Below are 26,288 nucleotides of genomic sequence, written 5' to 3'. Positions count from 1 at the left end.
GTCGTGCGCCCGCGCTAGCTAGGCCGCCGACGAAGCGGACTCGTCGAAATGCAGGCCGCACTCGCGGCGCAGCCCGAAGAAGCGGGTCTGCGCGGCGTCCATCCCCGGGCGCAGCGGCGCGGTGGTGTGGACATCGCCCACCGAGACATAGCCCTGCTGGACCAGCGGGTGTTCCGGCAGGTCATGCAACAGCATGTAGGCGCCCACATCGATGTCGGTCCAGTCGGCGATGGGGTGGAACTTGAAGCGTCCGTCCTTCACCTGCAGCACTTCTATGCCACTGCGGCTGTTGGACTGGCCACGCCGCAGGCCGGCGTGCCAGCAGCCCACCTCCAGTTCGCGCAGCGCCCGCTGCATCGGCTCGACCTTGCGCAGCTGGTTGTAGCGGCGCAGGCCGTCGCTGCCGGCTTCCCACAGGCGACCGAAGCGCGCCTCCATCCAGGCGATGCCGATGCCGGGCCGGTATACCCGCAGGTCCAGCCCGAGCAGCTCGACCAGCTGGTCGGCATAGCGGTAGGTCTCCGGGAACAGGTAGCCGGTATCGACCAGGAGTACCGGGATGTCCGGACGCGCCTGCGTCAGCAGATGCAGGGTGACCGCCGACTGCACGCCGAAGCTGGTCGACAGTGCGTGCGTGCCGGGCAGGTGTTGCAGCGCCCAGGCGATGCGCGCCTGCGCGCCCATCCGCTCCAGGTCGCGGTTGATCGCATCGAGTTCGGCGGCAGGAAGGGTGGCAGGGTCTAGGAGGTGCATGGCGTTCGTGGGGTGGTTCGGCATCAGGCGGCTTGTGCCGGGTCGATGCGGACGTGGGTGGGATAGGGCGGCAGCGCGACGATGCCGACGCGATGCAGGAAGTCGCCGAAGTGTTCGCCGGGTTCGCGCTCGCCGGCGTAGCGGCCCAGCAGCGGGTCCAGCGCCTCGACGATCTGCGTCTCGCTGATGTTGTCGCGGTACAGCGTGTTGAGGCGGGTGCCGGGGTGGTCGCCGCCGAGGAACAGGGTGTAGCGCCCCGGCGCCTTGCCGACCAGCGCGATCTCGGCGAGGTAGGGCCGCGAGCAGCCGTTGGGGCAGCCGGAAATGCGCAGCACGATGGGGGCATCGCGCAGGCCATGCCGGTCCAGCAGCGGCTGCACCACCCGCAGGAAGGTGGGCAGGTAGCGCTCGGCTTCGGCCATCGCCAGTGCGCAGGTGGGCAGGGCCACGCAGGCCACCGCGCTGCGCGCCAGTGCGCTGGGCGCGTGGTTTTCCACGTCCAGCCGGTACTGCGCCACCAGCGCGTCGATCTGCGCGCGCGCGCCGGCTGGCACCCCGGCGACGATCACGTTCTGGTTGCAGGTCAGGCGGAATTCGCCGCTATGGATCTTCGCGATCTCGCGCAGGCCGGTCAGCAGTGGCCGGCCATCCTCGAAATCTGCGATGCGGCCGGACGGCAGCGACAGGGTCAGGTGCCATGCCCCGTCCTCCCCTTCCACCCAGCCGAAGCGGTCGCCGTTGTGTTCGAAGCGGTAGGAACGCGCGGGTTGCAGGGTGAAGCCGGCGCGCTCCTGCATCAGCGCCACGATCTTTTCCACGCCGTGGTCGTCGATGGTGTACTTGAACCGCGCGTGCTTGCGGTCCTCGCGATCGCCCAGGTCGCGCTGCACGCTGATCGCGGCTTCGGCAATCGCGAAGACCTGTTCCGGCGTCACGAAACCGATCACGTTGGCCACCCGCGGGTAGTGCGCGGCGATGCCATGGCTGGCGCCCATGCTGCCGCCGATGCCGACGTTGAAGCCGGCCAGCACGCCGTCCGCGTCGACGATCGCGATCAGCGCCAGGTCGTTGGCGAACACGTCCACGTCATTGTCCGGCGGCACGGCAATCGCGATCTTGAACTTGCGCGGCAGGTAGGCATCGCCATACAGCGGCTCGTGTTCGACGCCGCTTTCCGCCACTTTTTCCTCGTCCAGCCACACTTCGTAGTAGGCGCGGGTGGCCGGCCTGAAGCGCGCCGACAGTCGCTGCGCCCAGTCGTGCACCTGTGCGTGCAGCCTTGATCGCTGCGGGTTGCTGGCGGCAAGCACGTTGCGGTTGACGTCGCCGCAGGCGGAAATGGTGTCCAGCGTGGCGGCGTTGATCGCCTGCATCGTCTGTTTCAGGTCGCGCTTGACCACGCCGTGGATCTGGAAGGTCTGCCGGGTGGTGACGCGCAGCGAGTGATTGGCATAGGCGGTTGCGATGGCATCCATCCCCAGCCACTGCTTTGGCGTGAACACCCCGCCCGGCGCGCGGATGCGGATCATGAACTGGTGCGCGGGTTCGAGCTTCTGCCGACGGCGCTCGTCCCACAGGTCGCGGTCGTCCTGCTGGTAGCTGCCGTGGAACTTGATGGTGCGCTGGTCCTCGAACGACAGTGAACCGGTGCTGGCATCCAGCAGGCCCTCGGACAGCGTGCCGCGCAGGCGGCGGCTTTCCAGTTTGATCTTTTCGACGGAGGGGTGGCTCATGGTGTTGTTGCTCGCTGTATTTCTGTAGGAGCGCACCGCAGGGGCGCGACCGAAGTGCGGAGATTGCTCGCGCCCCTGCGGTGCGCTCCTACAGGTCAGTACACATCGCGGCTGTAGCGTCCTTCGCGTTGCAGGTTCGACAGGTAGTCCGCCGCCGCTTCGGCGTCGCCGCCGCCGTGTTCGCGCACGATCTCCAGCAGCGCGGCATGCACGTCCTTGCCCATGTCGATAGCGCCGCAGACGTACAGGTGTGCGCCGCCCTGCAGCCAGTCGAAGACGTCGCGGCCCTGCTCGCGCAGGCGCTGCTGGACATGGATGCGTTCGGCCTGGTCACGCGAGAACGCGAGCTCGAGGCGGTGCAGTTCGCCTTTCTGCAGCGCGTCCTGCCACTCGGTCTGGTAGAGGAAGCCGGTGTTGAAATGACGGGCGCCGAAGAACAGCCAGTTGCGGCCCGATGCGCCGGTTTCGGCGCGCTCCTGCACGAAGCCGCGGAACGGGGCGACGCCGGTGCCGGGGCCGACCATGATGATGTCGCGGCTGGCGTCGGCGGGGACGCGGAAGCGCTCGTTCGGCTCGATGTAGACCGGCAGCTGTGCGCCTTCCTCCAGCGCCGCGAGAAAGCCGCTGGCCGCGCCGAGGTGATCGAAGCCGTGCGCGTGGTAGCGCAGCACGTCTAGGGTGAGGTGGGCCTCGTCGCCAACGCGCTTGCGGCTAGAGGCGATCGAATACAGCCGGCGCACCTGCGGGCGCAGGGCGGCGACCAGCGCCGCAGCGTCCCAGTCGGCCGGCCAGCGGCGGAGTGCGTCGATGAGCTGGTGGTCGTTCAGGAGCGTGGCCAGTCCGCTGTTGCCGGGTTCCAGCAGCTGCGCCAACTCCCGTGCATTCGCGCGTTCGGCCAGCGCGGCCAGCACGGGCTTGGCCAGCCGGGTCAGCTCGCGCCGCTCGGCCAGCCAGCGCGACAGCGGCAGCGACTCGCCGTCGTGTTCGACCTCGCTATCCCCGTCCAAGCGGGTGGCCGCGAGCACCGTGTCGACCAGCGCATCGGGATTGCGGTGGCGGATGCCCAGCGCATCGCCGGGTTCGTAGTGCAGGCCACTGCCCCCCAGCGACAGTTCGATGTGACGCACGTCCTTGTCCGGCGCGGCGTAGCGACGGAATCCGGTGCCCTTGAACTCGCGTCCGCTCAGTGGCTGGTTGGCCAGCAGCTCGGCGGGGAAGGGTCGGTCCTGCGACCACGCCGGCGCGGCATGCGGGCGCAGCGGGGTGACCGTGGCCAGGTGCGCGGCCGGCGTGGGCTTGAGCAGTTCGCGAGCGTGGCCCAACGCGGCTTCACGCCAGGGCGCAGCGACGGTGTCGATCTCTAGGTCGGCCTCGCCCAGCGCCTGCACGCGCGCGGCGCCGAGTTCGGCCAGCCGCGCATCCAGCTTGCGGGCGATGCCGCAGAAGTCGGCATAGGACGAGTCGCCCAGTCCCAGCACCGCGTACTTCAGCTGCGGCAGCTTGGGTGCGCGCTTGCCGTGCAGGAATTCGGCGAAGCCGATGGCATCGTCCGGCGGGTCGCCTTCGCCCTGGGTGCTGATGACGAGGTACAGCAGCGATTCGTTGCCCAGCTCACGCAGCGGATAGGCGTCGGCGCGCAGCAGCCGCGCAGGAAGGCCAGCGTCCCGCAGCTGCGCGTGCAGCGCTTCGGCGGTGCGACGGGCGTTGCCGGTCTGGCTGCCGTAGATGATGGTTGCGGGCTGGGGCGCAAGCGCCGGCGCGGCGATGGCAAGCGCGGTGGGGGTGAGTGCGCGGGCCGCCCCGGCCAGATAGCCCGAGGCCCACAGCAGGGCGCCGCCGTCGGCGCCTTCGACAAACCGGGACAGCAGCGCGCCCTGGTCGCCGGTGAGCGGCGAAGGCAATGGAGCGGCAGCGTGCGACATGGCGGCACCGGGGAAAGGTAGCGTCCCGGCAGGCTAGGGCGCGCGTGGCCGGCGCGGAAAGGATCGCGGGCCATGCGCATATGCACGCGGCGCATGAGCGCATGGCCCGCGTCCGCAGGCGCCGGTGGCTGCCGCACGCCGGACACGGAAACGCCCCGCATGGCGGGGCGTTCCGGGGCCGCCGGCGTGCGGGTCAGACCTTCTTCTTGCGCGCAGCCTCGTAGATGAACAGCAGGGTGATCGCCGCGGCAATGGCGACTACCCAGGTCATCAGCCCGCCCAGCCCGAAGCGCGTGGCGGCCCAGCCGCCGACGAAGGCGCCGAGGATGCCAAGCAGGATCGTCATGATCCAGCCCATGGCGTCTGCACCGGGTTTGACCATGCGCGCCAGCAGGCCGATGACCAGGCCGCCGAAGATGTAACCGAGGATGCCGTCGAACATGTTTCCTCCTGCCTGATGCAGCTGGTTGAATGCAGCGAGTGTCCCGCGGTGCTGGTATGGATGGCGTGACGCCTGCGCGTCAGTGGCGCAGGCTGAACTCCACCGGCACCAGCCCGATGGCCTGCACCGGCGCGCCGTCGCGGATGGCCGGTTGGAAGCTCCAGCGCTTGAGCACCTGCTGGCGTGCGGCTTCGTCCAGCTCGCGGTGGCCACTGCTGCGGGCGATGCCCACGTCCAGCGGACGGCCGTCCACGTCCACCAGCACGTGCAGCAGCACGATACCGCTCCACTGCCGCTGCAGCGCGATGCGCGGATACGCCGGCGCCGGGGCATTGCGGTAGGCCAGCTGCATCGGCGCCGGGCCGCCGGCGGGTCCGATGTCACCGCGGGGCGGCGCGATATCGCTGGTGTCGGCGATGGCATCCGCGACCGGCTCGCTGCCGGTATCGGTGATCACGGCGGTGGCGCCGGCATCGCGGGTGGGCGGGGCCAGGCGCTGGCGCTCAAGCTTGGGTGCAGACGTGGTCGGACGCGGCGGCTGGATCGGCACGATGTCGACGACGACCGGCTCCGGTGGCTTGACGATGTCGCGGATCGCCATGTTCGGCCTGCTGGGCGTCAGCACGGCCGGGGGCGGCAGTGCCACCGGCACCAGCAGCAGGCCGAACACCAGCAGGTTGAGCGCGAAGGTGCCGCTCAGGGTGAGGATGCGCGCCGGATCCGGCTGCAGCCGGGATGCGTGCGAAGGGACTTGAGCAGGGACGGATGCGTGAATCATGGCCAATCTCCTTTCCGGTGCGGAAGCGGGAACCACGAGTCATGCAACGGGCGGGCGGGGTGGATGGGGTTGCGGCCCGGCCGGCGCACGCCTGTACGCTGCGCCGCCGCTTCCGCGATCGGCAACGGGACGCGGCGCGGCCGTTGCCATGTGTTCAGCTGGCGGCACAAGCGACGACGCCCGCGCAAGGCGGGCGTCGTGGCATGCGCGGCGGGAGGAGGTCAGCGGCCGAGTTCGAACACCATCTCTACGCTGACCGACACCGAGCTTTCGCCCGGCGCCACCGCGGTTTCCTTGGCGTAGCCGGCATCGGCCGACATCGCACGCAGCATCGGCATCGGCGGGCGCGGCAGGCCGGCGCCGCCTTCGCTGATGCTGACGATCCGCCGGATCTTCAGGCCCAGCGCGTCGGCATAGGTCTGCGCCTGTGCCTGCGCTTTCTTGACCGCAGCGACGCGGGCTTCGTCGAGCGCCGCCTCCGGCTTGTCGATGCCGAAGCTGGGCCCGTTGATCTGGTTGGCGCCCTGCGCCACCAGCGCGTCCAGCACCTTGCCCAGCTTGGTCAGCTCGCGGACTTTCACGTTGACCGTGTTGCTGGCCTGGTAGCCGACGATGGCCGGCGGCATGTTCTCCACGTACTTGTACTGCGGATTGAGGTTGATCCCGCTGGTCTGGATGTCGCGCGCGGCGATCCCGGCCGCACGCAGCGCCGCCATCACCTTGTCCATCTGGCCGGCGTTGTCGCGCATCGCCCCGTTGGCATCGGCGGCCTGGGTCACCACGCCGGTGGAAATGGTGGCGATGTCCGGCGTGCGGCTGGCCTCGGCGCTGGCGGACACCGACAGCAGCGTGCCAGCCTGCGCGGCGGCGCCGACATCGGCAGGGGTCTGGGCGTTGGCGGTCATGGGCAGGGCCGTGGCAAGGGCGAGGGCAAGGAACAGCGGGCGCAGGGTCATGATGGACTCCCGTGGATGATGGTGGAAAGGATGTACCTGCGGGGGGTGAACGGCCGGTGAGCCACGGCGGGGTTACGCGGCTGTGCCAGTGCGGTGCGCAGTCAGCCACAGGTTAGACTTCCGGGATGCTGCATCTTGCCTCGCGTTCGCCCCGCCGCGCCGAACTGCTGGCCCGCCTCGGGCTGGAATTCGGCATCCTCGATCTCGATGTTCCCGAACAGCGGGGGGGCACCGAGCCCGCCGCCGACTACGTGCGCCGGGTCGCCCGCGAAAAGGCCGGCGCGGGGTTGCTGGAAGTGGTGGCGGTGCCGGGCGCGGTGGTGTTGGGCTCCGATACCGAGGTCATCCTCGGTGATCGCGTGTTCGGCAAGCCGGCCGATGCCGTCGATGCGGCCGGGATGCTGCGCGCGCTGTCCGGCCGCACCCACGAGGTGCTGACCGCCGTGTCGCTGGTCTCGGCCGGGCGCGAAGCGCAGGCCGCGGTGCTGACCCGGGTGACCGTGGAGACGCTGTCGGACGATGCCATCGCCCGCTACCTGGCCTGCGGCGAATGGCAGGGCAAGGCCGGGGCCTACGCCATCCAGGGCCGCTTCGAGGCGCATGTGCAGCGGCTGGACGGCAGTTATTCCGGGGTCATGGGCCTGCCGCTGCACGAAACCGCAGGCTTGCTGCGCCAGTTCGGGCTGCTGCCATGAGCGAGGAGTTGCTGGTCAACGTGACCCCGCGCGAAACCCGCGTCGCGGTGGTCGAGAACGGCATGCTGCAGGAGCTGCACATCGAGCGCGGCAGCCAGCGCGGGGTGGTCGGCAACGTCTACAAGGGCAAGGTGCAGCGGGTGATGCCCGGCATGCAGGCCGCATTCGTGGACATCGGCCTCGAGCGCGCCGCCTTCCTGCACGCCAACGACATCTTCCGCAGCGCGCCGCTGGACGCGGTGGCCGGCGACGACGCTCCGGCTGCGCCGCCGCCGCAGATGCAGATCCCCATCGCCGACCTGCTGCGCGACGGCGCCGAGGTGGTGGTGCAGGTGGTCAAGGACCCGATCGGCAGCAAAGGTGCGCGGCTGACCACCCAGATCAGCATCCCCTCGCGCTACCTGGTACTGCTGCCGCGCTCGAAGGTGGTCGGCATCTCCGCGCGCATCGAGGACGAGGCCGAGCGCGCCCGCCTCAAGACCCTGATGGCCGAGCTGACCGCCGGTGGCGCCGGGCATGGCTACATCGTCCGCACCAATGCCGAAGGCCAGCCGGCCGAGGCGCTTGCCGAGGACATCGCCTACCTCGGCCGGGTGTGGGAGCTGATCGAACGCAATGCCGCCGAGGCGAAGGTCGGCAGCCGCGTGTACGAGGACCTCAGCCTGCCGCTGCGCGCGGTGCGCGACCTGATCCGCCGCGACGTTGAAAAAGTGAAGGTGGATTCGCGCGAGACCTGCGAGCGCCTGCGCGAGTTCGCCGCGCGCTACATGCCGGCGCTGGCGGACAAGGTGGAGCACTACACCGGCGCCCGCCCGGTGTTCGACATGTACGGGGTCGAGGACGAGATCCAGCACGCGCTGGAAAAAGAGGTGCCGCTGAAGTCCGGCGGCTACCTTGTCATCGACCAGACCGAGGCGATGACCACGGTCGACGTGAACACCGGCAGCTTCCTCGGCCAGCGCAACCTCGAGGAAACCGTATACCGCACCAACCTCGAAGCCGCGCAGGCGGTGGCGCGCCAGCTGCGGCTGCGCAACCTGGGCGGCATCATCATCATCGACTTCATCGACATGCACGATGCCGAGCACCGCCGGCAGGTGCTGCGCACGCTGGAGAAGTCGCTGGCGAAGGACCATGCCAAGACCACGGTCTACGATTTCTCGCCGCTGGGACTGGTGGAGATGACCCGCAAGCGCACGGTGGAATCGCTGGAGCGCCAGCTGTGCGAGCCCTGCCACGAATGCGGCGGGCGCGGCATGCTCAAGACCGCGGAGACCGTGACCTACGAGATCTTCCGCGAGATCGTGCGCGCGGTGCGCCAGTTCGACGCCGCGCGGCTGCTGGTGATCGCATCCCCCAGCGTGGTGGCGCGGATCACCGACGAGGAGTCGAACGCGGTGGCCGAGCTGGAGGAGTTCATCGGCAAGTCGATCCGCTTCCAGGCCGATGCGCAGTACCTGCAGGAGCAGTTCGATGTGGTGCTGCTCTGATGGACGCCACCTCACTTCACTGTAGGAGCGCGCCGCAGGGGCGCGATGCTTTTTCGGACATTTCGCGAAAGCGTTCGCGCCCCTGCGGTGCGCTCCTACGGGGTATATCGCGGAGATTGGCGTGACCATGCCCTGGCGCCATCGCCTGCGGCTGCTGCGCCGCGGTGCCTGGTACGCGCTGGCGGCGATGCTGGTGCTGGCGGCGTTGGGCAACGGCGTCGGCAGCCAGCTGCTGCCGCTGGCGGAGCGTCATCCGGAACGCATCGCGGCATGGCTGGGTGAGCGCGCCGGCCGGCCAGTCGCATTCGACCACGTGACAACCCAGTGGACCCGGCGCGGGCCGCTGCTGCGGCTGGACAACCTGCGCATCGGCGATCCCGCCAACCCGCTGCGGATCGGCGATGCCGAAGTGCTGGTGGCGCAGTACGCCGGCCTGCTGCCGGGGCGTTCGTTCACCGAGCTGCGCCTGCGCGGGGTGGACCTGACCCTGCAGCGCAGCGCCGACGGCCAGTGGCAGGTGCGCGGGCTGCCCGGCCAGCAGGCCGGCGGGGATCCGCTGGAGGCGCTGTCGAACCTGGGCGAACTGCAGCTGGCGCAGGCGCGCCTGCACGTGCTGGCGCCGGAGCTGGGCATCGACCTGCGCTTGCCGCGCATCGACCTGCGCCTGCGCGTGGAAGGCGAGCGGGTGCGCGCCGGCGCACGCGCCTGGCTGCGCGAAGACATCCAACCCTTCGATATCGCCGGCGAGCTCGACCGCGCCAGCGGCGACGGCCGCGTCTATGCCGGCACCCGCCAGGCGGATCTGGCGGCGCTGGCCGGCACGTTCGACGTGGCGGGCGTTTCGCCGCTGTCGGGACGCGGTCGCCTGCGCGCCTGGGCGCAGCTGCGCGGGCACCGTGTCGTCGCGGTGCGTGCCGATGCGGGGTTGCTGGACGTTCGCCTGCGTGGCAGCGCCGCGGCCGGCGCCACCGCGCCCACCCAAGCGCTGGGCGAGCTGGTGCTGGATGCCAGCTGGGCTGGCAGCCTGCAGGACTGGCAGCTGCGCCTGCCGCGCCTGCGCATCGGCGTCGGCGCGCGCCGGCAGACGCTGGACGGACTGACGCTGGCCGGCGGCGAGCGCCGCTATGCGCTGCGCGCGCAGCGGGTGGACGTTGCCCCGCTGCTGCAGCTGGCGGCGCTAAGCGACGCGCTGCCACCCTCGTTGCGACACTGGCTGCGCACCACCGCGCCGGGGGCGGTGGTGCAGGATGTCGTGCTGGCCGGCGAGCGCGGTGGCCGGCTGCGCGCCGCCGCGCGCATCGACGGCTTCCGCTTCGATCCGGTCGGGCACGCGCCCGGCATGCGCGGGGTCAGCGGCTGGCTGCAGGCCGACCAGGACGGGCTGCGGTTGCGCTTCGACCGCGCCGCGCAGGTGGCTTTCGACTGGCCTGCCGGGTTCGGCGTGGTGCATGCGTTCACGCTGGACGGCGAAGCCGTGCTCTGGCGCGACGGCAACGGCTGGACCGTGCGCACGCCGGGGTTGGCCGTCGATGGTGACCCGCTGCGGCTGCAGGCGCGCGGCGGGATCGGCTTCGAGGGCGACGGCAGCCGCCCGCACCTCGACCTTGCGGTCGACATCGGCGACGTACCGATCTCGGCCGCGCATGGCTTCTGGATCCACCACCTGATGCCGAAGGCGACCGTGCAGTGGCTGGACACGGCGCTGCAGGGCGGCACCCTGCGCAATGTCCACGCGGTGGTGGCGGGCGACCTCGACGACTGGCCGTTCCGCAACGAGCCGGGCATGGCCGGCGCCGGTGTGTTCCGCGCCGATGCGCATATCGCGGACGGCACGGTGAAGTTCCAGCCGGACTGGCCGGCGGCGCAGCGCATGGATGCCGACGTCAGCTTCGTGGCCGATGGCTTCAGCCTGACCGGCAGCGCCAACCTCGGCGGCGTGCCGGTAAGCGCGCTCAAGGCCGGCATCGCCCGCTTCGGCAAGGCCGAGCTGCAGGTGGAGGCCGCGGCCGGCGGCGATGCCGGCAATTTCCTGGCCATGCTACGCGCCAGCCCGCTGCACAAGGAACACCGCGACATCCTCGACAACCTGCGCGCGGCCGGGCCGGCGCAGGCGCGGGTGCAATTGCTGCTGCCGCTGCACCACCAGCAGCCGCCGCCCTCGCGGATCGAAGGCACGGTGGCGCTGGGCGGCGTGCGCCTGGCCGAACAGCGCTGGAAGCTGGCGTTCGAGCAGGTGCGCGGGCAGGCCCGTTTCGATCGCGGAGGCTTCGATGCCAGCGACCTGCAGGTGCGCCAGGACGGCGCGCCGGGGTTGCTGTCGCTGCGTGCGGGACCGCATGTGCGCGATCCCGCCCATGCGTTCGAGGCGACGCTGCAGGCCGCGTCTGATATCGATGCGCTGCTGGCGAAGGCCGGCAACCTGGATTGGCTGAAGCCGCATGTGCGCGGCAGCTCCAGCTGGACCACCGAGCTGGCGGTGCCGCGGGGCGCGGCGCCCGGGTCGCAGCCGGCGCGGCTGCGGCTGCGCTCCAACCTCGTCGGCACCGCGCTGGACCTGCCGGCGCCGCTGCGCAAGCCGGCGGTGCAGGCGCTGGCCACCGAGATCGAGATCCGCCTGCCGCTGGAAAGCGGCGAGGTCGAAGCCGCCCTCGGCAACCTGCTGTCGCTGCGCAGCCGCACCAGTAACGGCCGCACCGGCCTGCGCCTGCAGCTCGGCGGCGGCCCGGCGGGCGCGCCGCCGGCCTCCGGCCTGCTGGTTGGCGGGCGGGTGGAGCAATTGGATGCGCTGGACTGGGTCGGCATCGGCGGAGGCGGAAGCGGCAATGCCGACCTGCCGCTGCGCCGGATCGAGCTGGAAGCCGCGCACCTGCAGGTGCTGGGTTCCGATGTGGGCGCGGCGCGACTGGTGGTGGCGCCGGCGCCGCGCGGCACCTCGGTGCAGGTCCAGGGCACGGGCATTTCCGGCGCGCTGCTGGTGCCGACGCAGGACGGCGCCACCGTCGCCGGCCGCTTCGAGCGACTGCACTGGTCGCTGCCGGTGGCCGGCAAGGACGCTGCGCCCGCGCCCACGCCCGCGAACGCGGCGACAACCGGTGCCGATCCCGCCGCGGTGCCGCCGTTGCTGCTGGACGTGGCCGACCTGCGCATCGGCAGGACCGCGATGGGTCGCGCGCGCTTCCGCAGCACGCCGGTGGCCGGCGGGCTGCGCATGGACGAATTCACCACCGCCGGCGGCAAGCAGCGGCTCAGCGCCACCGGCAGTTGGCTCGGGCGTGGTGCATCCGCGCGCACCCAGTTCAAGCTGGACGTGGCCAGCGACGACATCGGCGCACTGCTGGACGGGTTCGGCTTCGGCGGGCAGGTGGCAGGCGGCAAGGGCAAGCTGGGCGCCGAAGCCAGCTGGCGTGGCGGCCCCGGCGAATTCGGCCTCACCAGCGTGGAGGCGCGCCTCAGCACCGACGTGCGCGACGGCCAACTGCTGGAAATCGAGCCGGGCGCCGGTCGCGTGCTTGGCCTGCTGGGTGTGGCCCAGCTGCGCCGCCGGCTGACCCTGGATTTCAGCGACTTCTTCAGCAAGGGCTTCGCCTTCGACCGCATCCAGGGCGACGCGACGCTGGCGCAGGGCCAGCTGCGCACCGAGGACCTGGCCGTGCGCGGTCCCGCCGCCGAGATCCACGTGCGCGGCAGCACCGACCTGCGCAACCGTCGCTTCGACCAGACCGTGGAAGTGCGGCCGAAATCCGGCAGCCTGCTCACCGCGGTGGGCGCGCTGGCCGGCGGCCCGGTCGGCGCCGCGGTCGGCGCGGTGGCCAATGCGGTGCTGGACAAGCCGATGCGCGGCATCGGCGCCAAGACCTACCGTGTCACCGGCCCGTGGGCGGAGCCCAAGGTGGAAGCCATCGCCCGCGATAACGCGACGCAGGCCGCCGCCGGGCGACCCCCGGGCGATTGATTTCGGCGCAAACGCCACGACATTGACCACCTCGACGTCGTCGGTGCGCAGCCAACCTGCTGCGCCTGCCTGCCCCGGCAGGCACACATCGCGCACGCGATGCTCCATCCACGCAGCACCAGGACAACCCCATGCCCCATCTTTCCATCGCCGAATCCCGCCTGTTGCTGCCCACCGGGCTGGACGCCGCCGCGCTGGAGCGCGCGTTCGGCACCCTGCTGGGCCCTGGCATCGACTTCGGCGACCTGTATTTCCAGCACGCCCGCCGCGAGGGCTGGAGCATGGAAGACGGCATCGTCAAGGACGGTTCGCACAGCATCGAGCAGGGCGTCGGGGTGCGGGCGATCTCCGGCGAGAAGACCGGCTTCGCCTATTCCGACGAGCTGGATGCGCCGGCGCTGCTCGCCGCGGCGCAGTCGGCCCGCGCCATCGCCCGCGATGGCCGCGCGCACGGTGCGCACGCCCTCCGGCGCAGCAATGGGCGCGCGCTTTATCCCGCGCTCGATCCGATCGATGCGCTCGACAACGCCACCAAGGTGGAGGCGCTGCGCCGCGTGGACGCGCTGGTGCGTGCGCTGGACCCACGCGTGCAGCAGGTGATGGTGAGCCTGTCCGGCGGCGTGGACACCGTGCTGGTGGCGCGCAGCGACGGCGTGCTGGCCGGCGACGTGCGGCCGCTGGTGCGGATGAACGTGCAGGTGATCGTGGAGCAGAACGGTCGCCGCGAATCGGGCTACGCCGGTTTCGGCGGGCGCTATTCGTACGAAGAGCTGCTGGCCGACGGCAAGCCGGAGAAGTTCGCCCGCGAGGCGCTGCGGCAGGCGCTGGTGAATCTCGACGCGATCGACGCGCCGGCCGGGGTGATGCCGGTGGTGCTGGGCCACGGCTGGCCGGGCGTGCTGCTGCACGAAGCGGTGGGCCACGGGCTGGAAGGCGACTTCAACCGCAAGGGCACCAGCACCTTCGCCGGGCGGATGGGGCAGCAGGTGGCGTCGAAGGGCGTGACGATCGTCGATGACGGCACCCTCGATGGCCGCCGTGGCTCACTCAACATCGACGACGAAGGCACGCCGACGTCCTGCACCACCCTGATCGACGACGGCATCCTGGTCGGTTACATGCAGGACACGCTCAACGCGCGGCTGATGGGCATGGCGCCCACCGGCAACGGCCGCCGCGAGTCCTTCGCCCACCTGGTGATGCCGCGCATGACCAATACCTACATGCGCGCCGGCAGCCATGACCCGGAGGAAATGATCCGCTCGGTGAAGAAGGGCCTGTACGCGGTCAACTTCGGCGGCGGCCAGGTGGACATCACCAGCGGCAAGTACGTGTTCTCCGCCACCGAGGCCTACCTGATCGAAGACGGCAGGATCACCGCGCCGGTGAAGGGCGCCACCCTGATCGGCAACGGTCCGGAAACCATGCAGAAGGTGGCGATGATCGGCCATGACCTGGCGCTGGACGACGGCGTCGGCATCTGCGGCAAGGACGGCCAGAGCGTGCCGGTCGGCGTGGGCCAGCCGTCCCTGCTGATTTCGGAATTGACCGTGGGCGGGACCCAGGCGTGATGCCGCGATCAGGCGTCGCTGTCGTCGTCCAGCGCCGCGTCGTCGTCGCTGCCGGCGTCGCCGTCTCCCGCCTGCAGCTCCCGCAGCACCCGGAACAGCTCGCGGAACGCGCGCGGCGGTTTGTTCTTCGCCCGCTCCTCGCGGACGTTGCGCAGCAGCTGGCGCAGCTGCTGGCGGTCGGCGTGCGGATGCGCGGCCAGCAGATCGGTCAGCGCGGCATCGCCGTCGTCGCCCAGCAGTGCGTCGCGCAGCGCTTCCACCCGGTGCAGCGCGGCGGTTTCGCGGCGCGCGGCCTCGCCGTCCTTGCTCATGGCGTCGCGGATCGCGTCCAGCGCCTCGTCGTCCAGTTTGCGCATCTGCTTGGCCAGGTAGGCCAGCTGCCGCTTGCGCGCGCCGAACGAGGTGATGCGCTGGGTCTCGCGGATATGCGGGAGCAGCTCCTCGGGAATCGGCAGCCTGCCCAGCTGGGTGGCGGTCATCGCCACCAGTTGTTCGCCAAGCTCCAGCACGTCCAGCGCCGCGCGGCGCTGCTCGCTGCGGCTGGGGCTGAAAAATTCACCGGTATCTTCGTCACGTCCTCGCATTGCTACAGGATAAGCCATTGAACAGCAGGTCATTGAACTCGCCCGCCGATCTTGCGACGCCCGCCGACGACAGCCGGCAGCGGCTGGAACAGCTGTCCGCCGTCGCCCGCCAGTTGCTGGACCGCGCCCGCGCCGCCGGCGCCGACCAGTGCGAAGTCACCTGTGACGAGGACGCCGGTCTTGCGGTCAACGTGCGCCTGGGCGAAGTGGAGACGGTGGAGGCCACCCGCGACCGCGGGGTGTCGATGACCGTCTACTTCGGCAAGCGCAAGGGCAGCGCCAGCACCGCCGACCTGCGCGAGGACAGCCTGGCCGCCACCGTGGCGCAGGCCTGCGCGATCGCCCGCCATACCGAGGAGGATCCGGCGGCCGGGCTGGCCGATGCCGCGCTGATGGCGCAGGTGCTGCGCGAATTCGATACCTGGCACCCGGCGCCGTTCGATGCCGACCGCGCCATCGACATCGCGCTCGCCTGCGAGGCGGCCGGGCGCGAGGTGGACGCGCGCATCGGCAATTCCGACGGCGCGTCGATGAACGCCAACGCTTCGCTCAGCGTGTATGCCAACTCGCACGGCTTCCTGGGCGCCGAGCGCGCTACCTCGTACAGCATCGGCTGCGCGCTGATCGCCGGCGAGGGCGAGGCGATGCAACGCGACGCCTGGTACAGCGTGGCGCTGGCGCAGGGTGACCTGCAATCGCCCGAGACCATCGGCCGCCGGGCCGCCCGGCGCACGCTGGAGCGGCTGGATCCGCGCCGGCTGCCGACCGGGCAGGTGCCAGTGCTGTTCGCCGCGGAGATGGCCCGGTCGCTGGTGGGCAGCTTCATCGGCGCGGTGTCCGGCGGCGCGCTGTACCGCCGCGCCAGCTTCCTGCTCGACAGCGCGGGCACGCGGGTATTCCCGGCGTGGTTCGCGATCGAGGAAGATCCGTTCCTGCCGCGCGGCTTCCGTTCCGCCGCGTTCGACGCCGAGGGCGTGGCCACCCGCAAATCGATGCTGGTGGACGACGGCATCGTCCAGCGCTATGTGCTGGGCAGTTATTCGGCACGCAAGCTGGGCCTGGCCAGCACCGCCAACGCGGGCGGCGTGCACAACCTCAACGTGCGGGCCAATGCCGGCGACCTTGCTTCGATGCTGCGCGGCATGGGCACCGGCTTGCTGGTGACCGAACTGATGGGCCAGGGCGTCAACCCGATCACCGGCGACTACTCGCGCGGCGCCGCGGGGTTCTGGGTGGAAAACGGCGAAATCGCCTACCCGGTCGACGGCATCACCATCGCCGGCAACCTCAAGGCGATGTTCGCCGGGATCGAGGCGGTGGGCAGCGACATCGATCCGCGTTCGCACGTGCGCACCGGTTCGATCCTGGTCGGCCGGATGACGGTGGCGGGCGAGGGCTGACGGCCCTGACGATGGCCGAAAGCGTCACCGGTTCGCGTTATCCTCCCGGACGCGGCAATCGATGCCGTATGACCAATCGGGGAAATTCATGGACCAGAACGATACCGTCGCCACGCCGCCACCGCCGCCCGTCGGGCCTTCCAAGGAAGAGCGCCAGTGGGCGATGTTTGCCCACCTGTCCGCGCTGGTGGGTGGCCTGCTGACGTCGGCACTGGGCGGCTGGGGCTTCTTCATCGGCCCGCTGGTGATCTGGCTGATGAAGAAGGACGAGATGCCGTTCGTGGCCGACCAGGCCAAGGAAGCGCTGAACTTCAACATCACCGTGTCGGCGATCTTCCTGCTGCTGCTGATCTTCACCATCCTCACCATCGGCATTGGCGCGCTGCTGACCGTGCCGGTGGCAATGGTGGTGGGCATCGGTGCGCTGGTGCTGGTGATCCTGGCGGCGGTCAAGGCCAACGACGGCGTGGCTTACCGCTATCCGCTGACCATCCGTCTGGTGAAGTAAGCCCGGCGGTCCAAACGAGTGCGACGAGCCCGGGCTTGCCCGGGCTCGTCCGTTTTGGGGCCGCATTCGATGCCCCGGCGCGGCCCTCCGTCGCGCCACGCCCGGTTTCGTCGCGTGCCCGCTTGCGCGGTGGCAAGGCGCCGCCATCATCGATCCATACCGGAATGGTTCCGGCAGGAGACGACAATGGAAACCGTGCAGATGCAGACGCTGTCGACCGCCCAGGGCGAGCGTGGCTGGGCCGCTGGCGTGCATGCGGGCGCCCTGCTGCTGGCCTTCATGACCAGCTGGACCGCGGGTGTGGCCGGGATGCTGGCGGGCCTGGCGGTCTATTTCCTGAAGAAGAACGATTCCGCCTTCGTCGCCGAACACGCGCGCGAGGCGTTCAACTTCAACCTGACCATGTTCCTGCTGACCTGTGCGCTGGCGATCACCGGCGTGGTGCTGGTGGGCGCGACCGTGTTGACCCTGGGCATCGGCGCCATCGTCACCCTGCCGGCCGGGCTGGTGCTGGTGTTGCTGGCGGGGGTGGTGGCGGTGAGCTGGCTGGTGTGCAGCGTCATCGCCACGTTCAAGGCCTTGAATGGGGAAAGCTACCGCTATCCCTTCACCCTGCGTCTGCTGTGAGGCGGGGATGCGCAGCGACTGCACAGGAACAGTGACCGCGCGGGGTGGGCCGGCAACAGTCGCAGCCGGCTCGACCGCCCTCGATATGGGCGCGGCGGCCGCGTCGACAGAAACAGCCGCCGGGCGCCACCTGCGCGCCATCGGCGGGGTGCTGTGGGCATTGTTGCTGGGTGGCGCGGCGGTGCTGGGGGCGATGTTCGCGTTCCGGCAAGGGCTGCTGCCGGGGATCGAGGCGATGTTCCAGCCCGGCTCCGGCGCACTGAGCGGGATCCGGCGTGCCGGCATCTTCCTTGCCGCGATGCTGGGCTATTGGGCCTACGTGCGCGTCCACGACAAGCGCGATGCGACCGAGCTGCGGCTGCAGCCGTGGGCATTGGCACTGGGCGGCATCGCGGGGGCGGCATTGGTGGTGCTGCCGATTGCCGCGCTGTTCGGACTGGGCGCTTACGAGCTGGTGCAGCACCGGCCGGCAACATCGGGGTTGCTTGGCGCTGCCGCGGTGATCGGCATCGCCGCAACTCTGGAAGAACTGCTGTACCGCTGCCTGCTGCTGCAGGTGCTGGAGCGGGCCTGGGGAACCGGTGTTGCGCTGGCGGTGCAGGCGCTGGTGTTCGCCCTGCCGCATCTGGCCAACGTGCAGGACGGCGGCAGTGCCGACGCCATGGCCGTGCTGGTATCGGTCACCTTGTTGGGGCTGCTGTGGGGCGGAGTGTTCGTGCTGACCCGCAACCTGTGGGTGTCGGCTGCACACCATGCGGCATGGAACTTCAGCATCCTGCTCAGCGGCGTACCGCTATCCGGCATCGGGGACTGGCGCGCGCTGGCGCCGCTGGAAACCCGCCTTGCCGGCCCGGACTGGCTGACCGGCGGAATGTTTGGCCCGGAAAATTCGCTACTGGTGATCGCGGTCATCGCGATGGCGGTGGTGCTGGTGCTGCGGACGGCGCATCGGCGCGGCAAGCTGTGTTCGCCAGCTGCGCTGCGCATGCGTTAGCGCAGGCGCAGTTGGGGATCCGTCGCGTGGATCAGTGGCTGCGTTCGACGACCTGCCGCGCCAGCGCGTGCAGTGCGCCGGTCTCGGCATCCAGTGCGTCGAGCGCCTGTCGCATGACTGCCGATAGTTCTTCAAGCCGGGCGCGGCTGGCGTCGACGCCGAGCAGCGCCGGGAAGGTCGCCTTGTCCTGCGCGATGTCCTTGCCGGCGGTCTTGCCCAGCGTGGCGGCGTCGCCCTCGATGTCCAGCAGGTCGTCGCGCACCTGATAGGCCAGCCCCAGCGCGTCGGCGTAACGGTCGAGTTGTTCCGCCTGCGCCGGCGTCGCGTTGGCGGCCAGCGCACCCAGGCGCACCGCGCAGCGCAGCAGCGCGCCGGTTTTCAGCGCGTGCAAGCGCTCCAGTTCGATCAGCGCGATGGCCTGGCCGGTGGCATCGATATCCAGCGCCTGCCCGCCGCACATGCCGGCCACGCCGGAGGCGCGGGCCAGTTCGGCAAGCATCGCGATGCGCTGTGCGGGCGCTTGCGGTGCGGCCGCCAGGGCCTCGAACGCCAGCGTCTGGAGCGCATCTCCGGCGAGGATGGCGGTGGCTTCGTCGAAGGCGACGTGCACCGTGGGCTGGCCACGGCGCAGGTCGTCGTCGTCCATCGCCGGCAGGTCGTCATGGACCAGCGAATAGCAGTGCACCAGTTCCACCGCGGCGGCGGCGGCGTCCAGGTCGGCCTCGCGTGCGCCCAGCGCGGTGCCGGTGGCGTACACCAGCAGCGGGCGCATGCGCTTGCCGCCGTTGAGGACACCGTGGCGCATCGCTGCGTGCAGGCGCCGCGGGGCGGTAGCGGGGTCGGGCAGGGCACGTTCGAGCGCGGCTTCGGCGCGCATGCGCCACGGCGCGAAATCAGGCGCAGCCATCGTCGCCGGCGTCGAACTCGCGGGCATCGCCAGGGCTGGCGGGATCATCGAGCAGGCGCACGCGCAGCTCGGCCTGCTCCAGCGCGCCCTGGCAGCGGCGGTACAGGCCGACGCCACGCTCGTAGGCGGCCAGCGATTCTTCCAGCGTCATCTCGCCGGCTTCCATCCGGCCGACCAGGTCTTCCAGCGCCAGCATCGATTGTTCGAAGTCGGCGACGGGGGAAATGTCGGGGGCGGGTTTCTTGGCCATGCGTGCAGTTTACGCCAGCGCGGCCGTTCCTCCGCTGTCGCCCTCCGCGCGCTCAGGGACCGGTCGGGAGAGCGACAGATGGGCGCCATGCGCCGACAGCCATGCCGCCATGGGCGCCGACAAGATCTTATCCCCCGCTGCCAGCAGGGAGCCGTCGGCGGCCGACAGCAGCGGCAAACGGGCGCGTTGCCACGGCGGCATGCCGGCGTGCTGCAGCACGTGCTTGAGCGCATGCGAATGGCGGCGTCCCGGCAGCACGATGCGTTCGCCGCCTTGCCGGGCATGCACGCGCAACGGTGCGTCGAAGCCTGGTGCGCCCACCAGCTGCAGGCGCTCGCCAGCTGGCATCAGCAGTGCCGCGCGGCCATCCCAAGCTTGGGCCCAGTCGGTTGGCAGCGAAGCACGCTGCACGTCTGCGTGCAGCAGCCCGCGCCAGCGCCAGACCCGCGCGCCCTGCCAGTCAAATTGCGGGCTGGCATCCCGCCTGCTGGCCAGCAGTTCATGCTCGATGCGGGCGATGCCGTTGCCCGGCAGCGGCGGCAGCTGTAAATCCGCGATCCAGCGCCGCAGCACGCGCGCCCGGCGCGCTTCCGGCATCGCCTGCAGCATGCGGATCTCCAGCGTCTGCGGATCGCCGCGGGCAGCTGCCAGCGCTGCCGCGTCTTCGGTCTCCAGCAGGTCGACGGCCTGTGCGCACAGCGCGGCGCTGCGGGCGAAGCTGCCGGGGGCGTCCGGCCAGCGCTGGCGGAGCAGGGGCAGGACCGCATTGCGCAGGAAGTTGCGGTCGAAGTCTGCGTTCATATTGGCGGGATCGTCGATCCACTGCAGGTGTTGCGACGCGGCGTGGTCCTGTAGCGCTGCCCGCGGCAGCTCGAGCAGCGGGCGCCACAGCCAGCCGCGCGCGTGGCGGCGCCACGGCCGCATCGCCGCCAGCCCGTCTGCGCCGGCGCCGCGCAGTGCGCGCAGCAGGAAGGTCTCGGCCTGGTCGTCGCGATGATGGGCCAGGGCGAGGATTTCGCCATCGCCCAGCGCTGCGGCAAAGGCGGCATGACGGGCGGCGCGTGCGGCGCCTTCCACGCCCAGCCCCGCGCTCAGGTTGACCTGGACGCGGACGACTTCCAGCGGCACGTCCAGCGCTGCGCAGACGCGCCGGCAGTGTGCCGCCCAGGCATCGGCGTCCGCATGCAGGCCGTGGTGGACGTGCAGCGCACGCAGGCCGCGGCTGCGGATGCCGGGATCCGTAGCGAGCAGCTGCAGCAGCACGCTGGAGTCGAGCCCGCCGCTGAAACCCAGCAGGATCGGTGACGGCAGCGGCGGGTTGGGCAGGCGCATGCCGCCAGTGTAGGGCGACGCCTGCGCGGCAGGTCGCGACGCATCGCCGGGCGGGCCCAGCGTGCCGGGATCAGGAGGCCAGGTCGTAGGCGCCGAGGGCGCGCAGGCGGCGGTAGCGGCGCTCCAGCAGTTCGTTGGCGGGCAGGTTCTCCAGCGCGTCCAGTTCGCGCAGCAGCACCGCCTTCAGGCGCTTGGCCATCTGCACCGGATTGCGGTGCGCGCCGCCGGTGGGCTCGCGCACCACCTTGTCGATCAGGCCCAGCCCATGCAGGCGCTTGGCGGTCATGCCGAGCTGCTCGGCGGCGTCCTTGGCCTTGGCGGAATCGCGCCACAGGATCGAGGCGCAGCCTTCCGGTGAAATCACCGAGTAAGTGCTGTACTCCAGCATGATGGTGCGGTCACCCACGCCGATCGCCAGTGCGCCGCCGCTGCCGCCTTCGCCGATCACGGTGCAGAGGATCGGCACCGTGAGTTCCGCCATTTCCAGCAGGTTGCGCGCGATGGCCTCGGACTGGCCGCGCTCCTCCGCGTCGATGCCCGGCCAGGCCCCGGGGGTGTCGATGAAGGTCAGGATCGGCAGGCCGAAGCGCTCCGCCATCTTCATCAGCCGCAGTGCCTTGCGGTAGCCCTCGGGCTTGGGCATGCCGAAGTTGCGGCGCACCTTGGTCTTGGTGTCCCGGCCTTTCTCGTGGCCGATCACCATGACCGGACGACCGTCGATGCGGGCCAGGCCGCCGACGATGGCCTGGTCGTCGGCGAAGGCACGGTCGCCGGCCAGTTCCTGGAACTCGTCGCAGATCACCCGCAGGTAGTCCAGCGTGTATGGCCGCTGCGGGTGGCGCGACAGCTGAGACACCTGCCATGGCGTGAGGTCGCGGAAGATCGTCGCGGTGCGCTTGCGCAGCTTGTCCTGCAGCGCCTGCACTTCCTTGTCGATGTTGAGCGCCGGGCCGTCGCTGGCCTGCCGCAGCTCCTGGATCTTGGTCTCCAGGTCGGCGATGGGCTGCTCGAAGTCGAGGTAATTCGGGTTCATCCCGTGGAGTTTATCGCAGCGGGGGCGCCGTACCGAGGCGTAGGGCTGGCAGGATCAGTTGGCCGCCGTCCACGGCCGCGCCAGCTGCACCTGCACCGTGCTGACGCCCGGCAGGCTGCGCAGCAGGCCGGGCAGGCTGGCGTCCACCTGCAGGCCACGGCCGCCGCCTACCGTCAGCCGGCCGATGCCGGCGGCGGTGGCGACCTCCAGCAGCACCGGGGTCGGGCCGGCATGGGCCTTCAGCACCTGCTCCAGCTGCTGCTGTGCCCCGGGCACGCGCAGATCGATGCGAATGGAAATGCGCTGTGCCTGCTGGCCGCAGATCTGGGCGAAGTCCCAGCAGCGGCTGGCGCGCAGCGAGTAGCCACCGTTGAACTCGTCCTCGCGCAGGCCACCCTCGACCACCAGGATGCGGTCGCGGGTGAGCAGCGGGGCGAATTCCTGCCACTGTTCGTTGAAGAAGCCGCATTCGATCCGGCCGCGGCCGTCCTCCAGCTGCACGAAGGCCTGCGATTCGCCGCGCTTGCGCATGCCGATGACCTGGCCTGCGACGACGGTCTGCACCATCGGCCGCCAACTGCGGCCTTCCTGCGGGCGGCTGCTGCGCGCGGCGCCCTCCCAGATCCCCGCCAACGCCGACAGGTCGTGGCCGACCAGCTTCTGCACGTCGTCCCGGTAAGGATCCATGGGATGGCCGCTGAGGTAGTGGCCCAGCGTGTCGTGTTCGCCCTGCAGCAGCTGCGCCAGCGGCCACTCGGTGGTCTCCGGCAGTTCCACGCGGATGTCGGCGCCGCCGCCACCGCCGAACATGTCGAACATGCCGGCTTCCCGGTTCTTCGCCATCTGGTCGGTGGCTTTCATCGCCTCCGGCAGCTGCAGCATCAGCGAGGCGCGGTTGACCGCCAGCGCATCCATCGCGCCGGCGTGGATCAGCGCTTCTAGCGTGCGCTTGTTGAGGCCTGCGGCGGAGACGCGCTGGCAGAAGTCGAGCAGGTCGCGGAACGGGCCGGCGCCGTCGCGGGCCGCCACGATCGCCTCGCACACGCCCTGGCCCACGCCCTTCACCGCGCCCAGGCCGTAGCGGATGGTGTCCGGCGTGGTCGCCTCGAACATGTACGCGGAGGCATTCACGTCCGGCGGCAGCACCGCCAGGCCGAGGCCGCGTGCCTCATCGAGGAAGGCCACCACCTTCTCGGTCTTGTCCATGTCGCTGGACAGGGTGGCGGCCATGAACTCCGCCGGGTAATGCTGCTTCAGCCAAGCGGTCTGGTAGGCGACCAGCGAGTACGCGGCGGCGTGCGACTTGTTGAAGCCGTAGCCGGCGAACTTCTCCATCAGGTCGAAGATCTCGTCGGCCTTGGCCGCGCTGACGCCGCCCTTGGCCGCGCCCTCGCGGAAGATCTCGCGGTGCTTGGCCATCTCGGCCGGCACCTTCTTGCCCATCGCGCGGCGCAGCAGGTCGGCGCCGCCCAGCGAGTAGCCGCCGACGATCTGCGCCATCTGCATGACCTGCTCCTGGTAGACCATGATGCCGTAGGTCTCCTGGAGCATCCCCCTGGTGCGGGGGTCGGGATATTCGAACGTCTCGGTGCCGTGCTTTCGCGCCACGAACGACGGGATCATCTCCATCGGGCCGGGGCGATAGAGCGCGTTCAGCGCGATCAGGTCCTCGAAGCGGTCGGGCTTGGCGTCCTTCAGCGCGCGGCGCATGCCGGAGGATTCGAACTGGAACACCGAGCCGGTATTGCCGTTGGCGAAGATGTTGCGGTAGACGGACGCGTCGTCGAGCGGGATCGCGGCGATGTCGACCGGTTCACCGCCTTCCTTCGCGCGACGCGTGTTGATCGCCTTCACCGCCCAGTCGATGATGGTCAGCGTGCGCAGGCCGAGGAAGTCGAACTTCACCAGCCCCACCGCTTCGACGTCGTCCTTGTCGAACTGGGTGACCGGGTTCTTGCCCCGCGTGCCGTGATCGTGTTCGGCGTACAGCGGGCAGAAGTCGGACAGCGGCGAGGGTGCGATCACCACGCCGCCGGCGTGCTTGCCGGCGTTGCGGGTGAGGTCCTCCAGCTGCAGCGCCAGGTCGATCAGGTCGCGGACGTCGTCTTCGCTTTCGTAGCGCTGGATCAGTTCGGGCGAGGCCATCTCGCCATCCATCCCGCCCTTGCCCTGGCCCATCGCGTCCTTCAGCGAGATGCCGAGGATGTTGGGGATCAGCTTGGCGATGCCGTCCACCATGCCGTAGCCGAAGCCGAGCACGCGGCCGGTGTCGCGCAGCACCGCCTTGGCGGCCATGGTGCCGTAGGTGATGATCTGCGAAACCCGCTCGCGGCCGTACTTGCGGGCGACGTAGTCGATGACCTCGTCGCGCCGGTCCATGCAGAAGTCGATGTCGAAGTCGGGCATCGACACGCGTTCCGGGTTGAGGAAGCGCTCGAACAGCAGGTTGTACGGCAGCGGGTCGAGGTCGGTGATCTGCAGCGCCCACGCCACCAGCGAGCCGGCGCCGGAGCCGCGGCCGGGGCCGATCGGGATGCCCTGGTTTTTTCCCCACTGGATGAAGTCGGCCACGATCAGGAAGTAGCCGGGGAAGCCCATCTTGATGATGGTGTCCAGCTCGAATTCCAGCCGCGCGTCGTAGTCTTCGCGGGTCTTGCCGGGTGCCAGCGGGTTCTTCTGCAATCGCGCTTCCAGCCCGCGCCGCGATTCGCTGCGGATCCAGCTGTCCAGGGTCTCGTCGGACGGCACCGGGTAGGCGGGCAGGAAATAGGTGCCCAGCTTCAGCTGGAGGTTGCAGCGCTGCGCCAGCGCCACAGTGTTGTCCAGCGCGTCCGGCACGTCGGCGAACAGCTCGACCATTTCCTCGGTCGAGCGCAGGTACTGTTGCGCGCTGTAGTCGCGCGGGCGGCGCGGATCATCCAGCACGCGGCCGCTGGAGATGCATACCCGCGCCTCGTGCGCGCCGAACCCGGTGGCATCGAGGAAACGCACGTCGTTGCTGGCCACCACCGGCAGGCCGAGCTTGCCGGATGCGTGCAGGGCGAACTGGTTGAACGCCTCCTCGCCGTCGCGGCCGGTGCGGGTCAGCTCCAGGTGCAGGTCGTCCCCGAACACCCGGCGCCATTCCGCCAGCTGCGCTTCGGCGACGTCATGGCGATTGGCCTGCACCAGCCGCCCGGCCAGGCTGGCGCGACCGGCGATCGCGAACAGGCCGGCATGGTCGTCGCGCAGCCATTCCGGCTCGATCGCCACGCAGTCGCCGCGCTGGCCCTCCAACCAGGCCCGGCTGAGCAGACGCGACAGGCTGAGGTAGCCGTCCTGGTCGCGGCACAGCAGGGTGAGCTGGGAGGGCGCATCGCCGCCGTCTGCCACCAGCACGTCGGCGCCGGCGATGGGTTTGATGCCCACGCTTTCTGCCGCCTTGTAGAACTTGACCAGCGCGAACAGGTTGTTGCGATCGGTGACCGCCAGCGCCGGCAGCTGCAGTTCCACCGCGCGGCTGAGCAGGTTGGGCCGGTCGCCGGCCTTTTCCGGGCGCGCATAGTCGGGCTTCTCGGGTACGCGGATGGTGGAATCCGCCAGCGAGAATTCAGTGTGCAGGTGCAGGTGGACGAAACGGGCGGGCATCGGCGTACCGCAGGCGAAGCCCGCAGGTTAGGCCGCGGCACTCATTCGGACAAGGACTTGACACTGCCGCTAGCCCGAACGTCCACGCTGCCGAAGTCCGTCAACCGATCCTGAAGGGCTGGCTGGGTCTGCCGCTGTCTGCGTAGTGGCTGGCGTTGACGCGTGCGTGATGGCGGTGCAGCGCCAATGCCTCCAGCCGCGCCCGGACCCAGGCCTCGCGCTGCTCGGCCGCGCTGCCCCGCGGTTGCTCGTCGTCGCGGAATCCGCAGAAATCGCGGTAGTCCTCGGCTTCGATCTGCAGGGCCGGCCACGCCATTTCGAGCAGCAGCACGTCGTCTAGCAGGCCGAGCAGCGGGATGCCTGAGGGGATCAGCTGCTCGCCGTCGCCGTGGTCGAAATAGGCCAGCAGCGCATCGATCCGCCGGCGACTGTCGTCGCTCGCGTTCCAGTCGGAGTCGTCGCGCATCGCGCGCAGCAGCTCGAAGCGGGAGAGGCGGTCGCCCAGGAAGTTCCGAGCCTGGTCTTCGGGCAGATCCTGCAGCCAGCGCGCCAAGGTGGCGATGCGGTCGGCGTCGATCTGCGGGGCCTGCGGGTTGATCCGGTGCATGTACCGGTCGAACTGCGCCACCGCCTCGGGGGTGAGCAGGTGGCTGCCGGCATGGCGACGCAGGCTCTTGCCGGGACGCTGTTGCCATGGCAACGCGGCGGGTTGGTGTTTGACTGTACGCATGAGC

Annotated in this window: 21 protein-coding genes; 8 read left to right on the top strand and 13 right to left on the bottom strand. The window is 70.3% G+C overall.

Annotated elements, in window-relative coordinates:
- Nucleotides 1-18: 18 nt before the first annotated feature.
- The 6 genes from ICG51_RS03370 to ICG51_RS03345 all read right to left on the bottom strand — a co-directional run bounded on the left by ICG51_RS03370 (nucleotide 19) and on the right by ICG51_RS03345 (nucleotide 6,587).
- A complete protein-coding gene (locus tag ICG51_RS03370) occupies nucleotides 19-753 on the bottom strand; it encodes a phosphoadenylyl-sulfate reductase (RefSeq protein ID WP_190282334.1) in 735 nt (244 codons plus the stop codon).
- 23 nt (nucleotides 754-776) lie between these two features.
- On the bottom strand, nucleotides 777-2,522 hold the full coding sequence (gene cysI / locus ICG51_RS03365; protein ID WP_255428741.1) for an assimilatory sulfite reductase (NADPH) hemoprotein subunit: 1,746 nt from the start codon (nucleotides 2,520-2,522) through the stop codon (nucleotides 777-779).
- A gap of 59 nt (nucleotides 2,523-2,581) precedes the next feature.
- Nucleotides 2,582-4,408, bottom strand: coding sequence for an assimilatory sulfite reductase (NADPH) flavoprotein subunit (locus tag ICG51_RS03360; protein ID WP_190281644.1), 1,827 nt, complete (start codon nucleotides 4,406-4,408; stop codon nucleotides 2,582-2,584).
- Between the two features lie 193 nt (nucleotides 4,409-4,601).
- Nucleotides 4,602-4,850 carry a GlsB/YeaQ/YmgE family stress response membrane protein gene (locus ICG51_RS03355; RefSeq protein ID WP_190281643.1) on the bottom strand — a complete coding sequence of 83 codons (249 nt, stop codon included), beginning with the start codon at nucleotides 4,848-4,850 and terminating at the stop codon, nucleotides 4,602-4,604.
- A 79-nt stretch (nucleotides 4,851-4,929) separates the two neighbouring features.
- Nucleotides 4,930-5,628: an energy transducer TonB gene (locus ICG51_RS03350; RefSeq protein ID WP_190281642.1), complete on the bottom strand. Its 699-nt coding sequence runs from the start codon at nucleotides 5,626-5,628 to the stop codon at nucleotides 4,930-4,932.
- A gap of 221 nt (nucleotides 5,629-5,849) precedes the next feature.
- Nucleotides 5,850-6,587: an SIMPL domain-containing protein gene (locus tag ICG51_RS03345; RefSeq protein ID WP_190282333.1), complete on the bottom strand. Its 738-nt coding sequence runs from the start codon at nucleotides 6,585-6,587 to the stop codon at nucleotides 5,850-5,852.
- 122 nt (nucleotides 6,588-6,709) lie between these two features.
- On the opposite strand from ICG51_RS03345, the gene ICG51_RS03340 reads away from it, so the two are divergent.
- From ICG51_RS03340 to tldD, 4 genes are all read left to right on the top strand, one after another.
- Entirely contained in the window at nucleotides 6,710-7,279 is a 570-nt protein-coding gene (locus ICG51_RS03340) for a Maf family nucleotide pyrophosphatase (RefSeq protein WP_190281641.1), read from the top strand.
- The gene (gene rng, locus ICG51_RS03335; protein WP_190281640.1) at nucleotides 7,276-8,769 is read left to right on the top strand and encodes a ribonuclease G; all 1,494 of its coding nucleotides are present in this window, start codon (nucleotides 7,276-7,278) and stop codon (nucleotides 8,767-8,769) included. The genes ICG51_RS03340 and rng overlap by 4 nt, the downstream gene beginning before the upstream one ends.
- A 127-nt stretch (nucleotides 8,770-8,896) precedes the next feature.
- Nucleotides 8,897-12,721 carry a YhdP family protein gene (locus tag ICG51_RS03330; protein WP_223809557.1) on the top strand — a complete coding sequence of 1,275 codons (3,825 nt, stop codon included), beginning with the start codon at nucleotides 8,897-8,899 and terminating at the stop codon, nucleotides 12,719-12,721.
- 131 nt (nucleotides 12,722-12,852) lie between these two features.
- Nucleotides 12,853-14,292: a metalloprotease TldD gene (gene tldD, locus ICG51_RS03325; RefSeq protein WP_190281638.1), complete on the top strand. Its 1,440-nt coding sequence runs from the start codon at nucleotides 12,853-12,855 to the stop codon at nucleotides 14,290-14,292.
- Nucleotides 14,293-14,300: 8 nt separating this feature from the next.
- Here the strand turns inward: tldD and yjgA are convergent, their stop codons facing one another.
- The gene (yjgA, locus tag ICG51_RS03320) at nucleotides 14,301-14,876 is read right to left on the bottom strand and encodes a ribosome biogenesis factor YjgA (protein ID WP_190281637.1); all 576 of its coding nucleotides are present in this window, start codon (nucleotides 14,874-14,876) and stop codon (nucleotides 14,301-14,303) included.
- Between the two features lie 32 nt (nucleotides 14,877-14,908).
- Here yjgA and pmbA point away from each other — a divergent pair, with 32 nt between their 5' ends.
- The 4 genes from pmbA to ICG51_RS03300 all read left to right on the top strand — a co-directional run bounded on the left by pmbA (nucleotide 14,909) and on the right by ICG51_RS03300 (nucleotide 18,405).
- Complete coding sequence (gene pmbA / locus ICG51_RS03315; RefSeq protein WP_190282332.1) at nucleotides 14,909-16,276, top strand: metalloprotease PmbA; 1,368 nt, start codon at nucleotides 14,909-14,911, stop codon at nucleotides 16,274-16,276.
- An 88-nt stretch (nucleotides 16,277-16,364) separates the two neighbouring features.
- The gene (locus ICG51_RS03310) at nucleotides 16,365-16,784 is read left to right on the top strand and encodes a DUF4870 domain-containing protein (RefSeq protein WP_190281636.1); all 420 of its coding nucleotides are present in this window, start codon (nucleotides 16,365-16,367) and stop codon (nucleotides 16,782-16,784) included.
- 186 nt (nucleotides 16,785-16,970) lie between these two features.
- Entirely contained in the window at nucleotides 16,971-17,411 is a 441-nt protein-coding gene (locus ICG51_RS03305) for a DUF4870 domain-containing protein (RefSeq protein ID WP_190281635.1), read from the top strand.
- A 148-nt stretch (nucleotides 17,412-17,559) separates the two neighbouring features.
- A complete protein-coding gene (locus ICG51_RS03300) occupies nucleotides 17,560-18,405 on the top strand; it encodes a CPBP family intramembrane glutamic endopeptidase (protein ID WP_190281634.1) in 846 nt (281 codons plus the stop codon).
- A 31-nt stretch (nucleotides 18,406-18,436) separates the two neighbouring features.
- Here the strand turns inward: ICG51_RS03300 and ispA are convergent, their stop codons facing one another.
- The 6 genes from ispA to ICG51_RS03270 all read right to left on the bottom strand — a co-directional run bounded on the left by ispA (nucleotide 18,437) and on the right by ICG51_RS03270 (nucleotide 26,284).
- Nucleotides 18,437-19,312, bottom strand: a complete 876-nt coding sequence (ispA, locus tag ICG51_RS03295) for a (2E,6E)-farnesyl diphosphate synthase (protein ID WP_190281633.1) — start codon at nucleotides 19,310-19,312, stop codon at nucleotides 18,437-18,439.
- Complete coding sequence (locus ICG51_RS03290) at nucleotides 19,299-19,562, bottom strand: exodeoxyribonuclease VII small subunit (protein ID WP_190281632.1); 264 nt, start codon at nucleotides 19,560-19,562, stop codon at nucleotides 19,299-19,301. Before ICG51_RS03290 ends, ispA begins: the two co-directional genes overlap by 14 nt.
- Nucleotides 19,563-19,571: 9 nt before the next feature.
- On the bottom strand, nucleotides 19,572-20,894 hold the full coding sequence (gene tilS, locus ICG51_RS03285) for a tRNA lysidine(34) synthetase TilS (protein WP_190281631.1): 1,323 nt from the start codon (nucleotides 20,892-20,894) through the stop codon (nucleotides 19,572-19,574).
- Between the two features lie 70 nt (nucleotides 20,895-20,964).
- A complete protein-coding gene (locus ICG51_RS03280; protein WP_190281630.1) occupies nucleotides 20,965-21,927 on the bottom strand; it encodes an acetyl-CoA carboxylase carboxyltransferase subunit alpha in 963 nt (320 codons plus the stop codon).
- A gap of 54 nt (nucleotides 21,928-21,981) precedes the next feature.
- Nucleotides 21,982-25,554: a DNA polymerase III subunit alpha gene (gene dnaE, locus ICG51_RS03275; RefSeq protein ID WP_190281629.1), complete on the bottom strand. Its 3,573-nt coding sequence runs from the start codon at nucleotides 25,552-25,554 to the stop codon at nucleotides 21,982-21,984.
- A 100-nt stretch (nucleotides 25,555-25,654) separates the two neighbouring features.
- Nucleotides 25,655-26,284, bottom strand: coding sequence for a hypothetical protein (locus ICG51_RS03270; RefSeq protein ID WP_190281628.1), 630 nt, complete (start codon nucleotides 26,282-26,284; stop codon nucleotides 25,655-25,657).
- Between the last annotated feature and the right edge of the window lie 4 nt (nucleotides 26,285-26,288).

The organism is Thermomonas sp. XSG, assembly GCF_014678725.1.
Lineage (GTDB): Bacteria > Pseudomonadota > Gammaproteobacteria > Xanthomonadales > Xanthomonadaceae > Thermomonas.
This window is presented reverse-complemented; position numbering and strand designations above follow the sequence as displayed.

Coding starts and splice junctions, on each gene's coding strand:
- ICG51_RS03310 (WP_190281636.1), top strand. CDS start 16,365: ATGGACCAGAACGATACCGTCGCCACGCCGCCACCGCCGCCCGTCGGG.
- ispA (WP_190281633.1), bottom strand. CDS start 19,312: ATGGCTGCGCCTGATTTCGCGCCGTGGCGCATGCGCGCCGAAGCCGCG.
- yjgA (WP_190281637.1), bottom strand. CDS start 14,876: ATGCGAGGACGTGACGAAGATACCGGTGAATTTTTCAGCCCCAGCCGC.
- ICG51_RS03370 (WP_190282334.1), bottom strand. CDS start 753: ATGCACCTCCTAGACCCTGCCACCCTTCCTGCCGCCGAACTCGATGCG.
- ICG51_RS03355 (WP_190281643.1), bottom strand. CDS start 4,850: ATGTTCGACGGCATCCTCGGTTACATCTTCGGCGGCCTGGTCATCGGC.
- rng (WP_190281640.1), top strand. CDS start 7,276: ATGAGCGAGGAGTTGCTGGTCAACGTGACCCCGCGCGAAACCCGCGTC.
- ICG51_RS03350 (WP_190281642.1), bottom strand. CDS start 5,628: ATGATTCACGCATCCGTCCCTGCTCAAGTCCCTTCGCACGCATCCCGG.
- tilS (WP_190281631.1), bottom strand. CDS start 20,894: ATGCGCCTGCCCAACCCGCCGCTGCCGTCACCGATCCTGCTGGGTTTC.
- ICG51_RS03280 (WP_190281630.1), bottom strand. CDS start 21,927: ATGAACCCGAATTACCTCGACTTCGAGCAGCCCATCGCCGACCTGGAG.
- ICG51_RS03290 (WP_190281632.1), bottom strand. CDS start 19,562: ATGGCCAAGAAACCCGCCCCCGACATTTCCCCCGTCGCCGACTTCGAA.
- ICG51_RS03360 (WP_190281644.1), bottom strand. CDS start 4,408: ATGTCGCACGCTGCCGCTCCATTGCCTTCGCCGCTCACCGGCGACCAG.
- tldD (WP_190281638.1), top strand. CDS start 12,853: ATGCCCCATCTTTCCATCGCCGAATCCCGCCTGTTGCTGCCCACCGGG.
- ICG51_RS03270 (WP_190281628.1), bottom strand. CDS start 26,284: ATGCGTACAGTCAAACACCAACCCGCCGCGTTGCCATGGCAACAGCGT.
- ICG51_RS03305 (WP_190281635.1), top strand. CDS start 16,971: ATGGAAACCGTGCAGATGCAGACGCTGTCGACCGCCCAGGGCGAGCGT.
- dnaE (WP_190281629.1), bottom strand. CDS start 25,554: ATGCCCGCCCGTTTCGTCCACCTGCACCTGCACACTGAATTCTCGCTG.
- ICG51_RS03330 (WP_223809557.1), top strand. CDS start 8,897: ATGCCCTGGCGCCATCGCCTGCGGCTGCTGCGCCGCGGTGCCTGGTAC.
- ICG51_RS03340 (WP_190281641.1), top strand. CDS start 6,710: ATGCTGCATCTTGCCTCGCGTTCGCCCCGCCGCGCCGAACTGCTGGCC.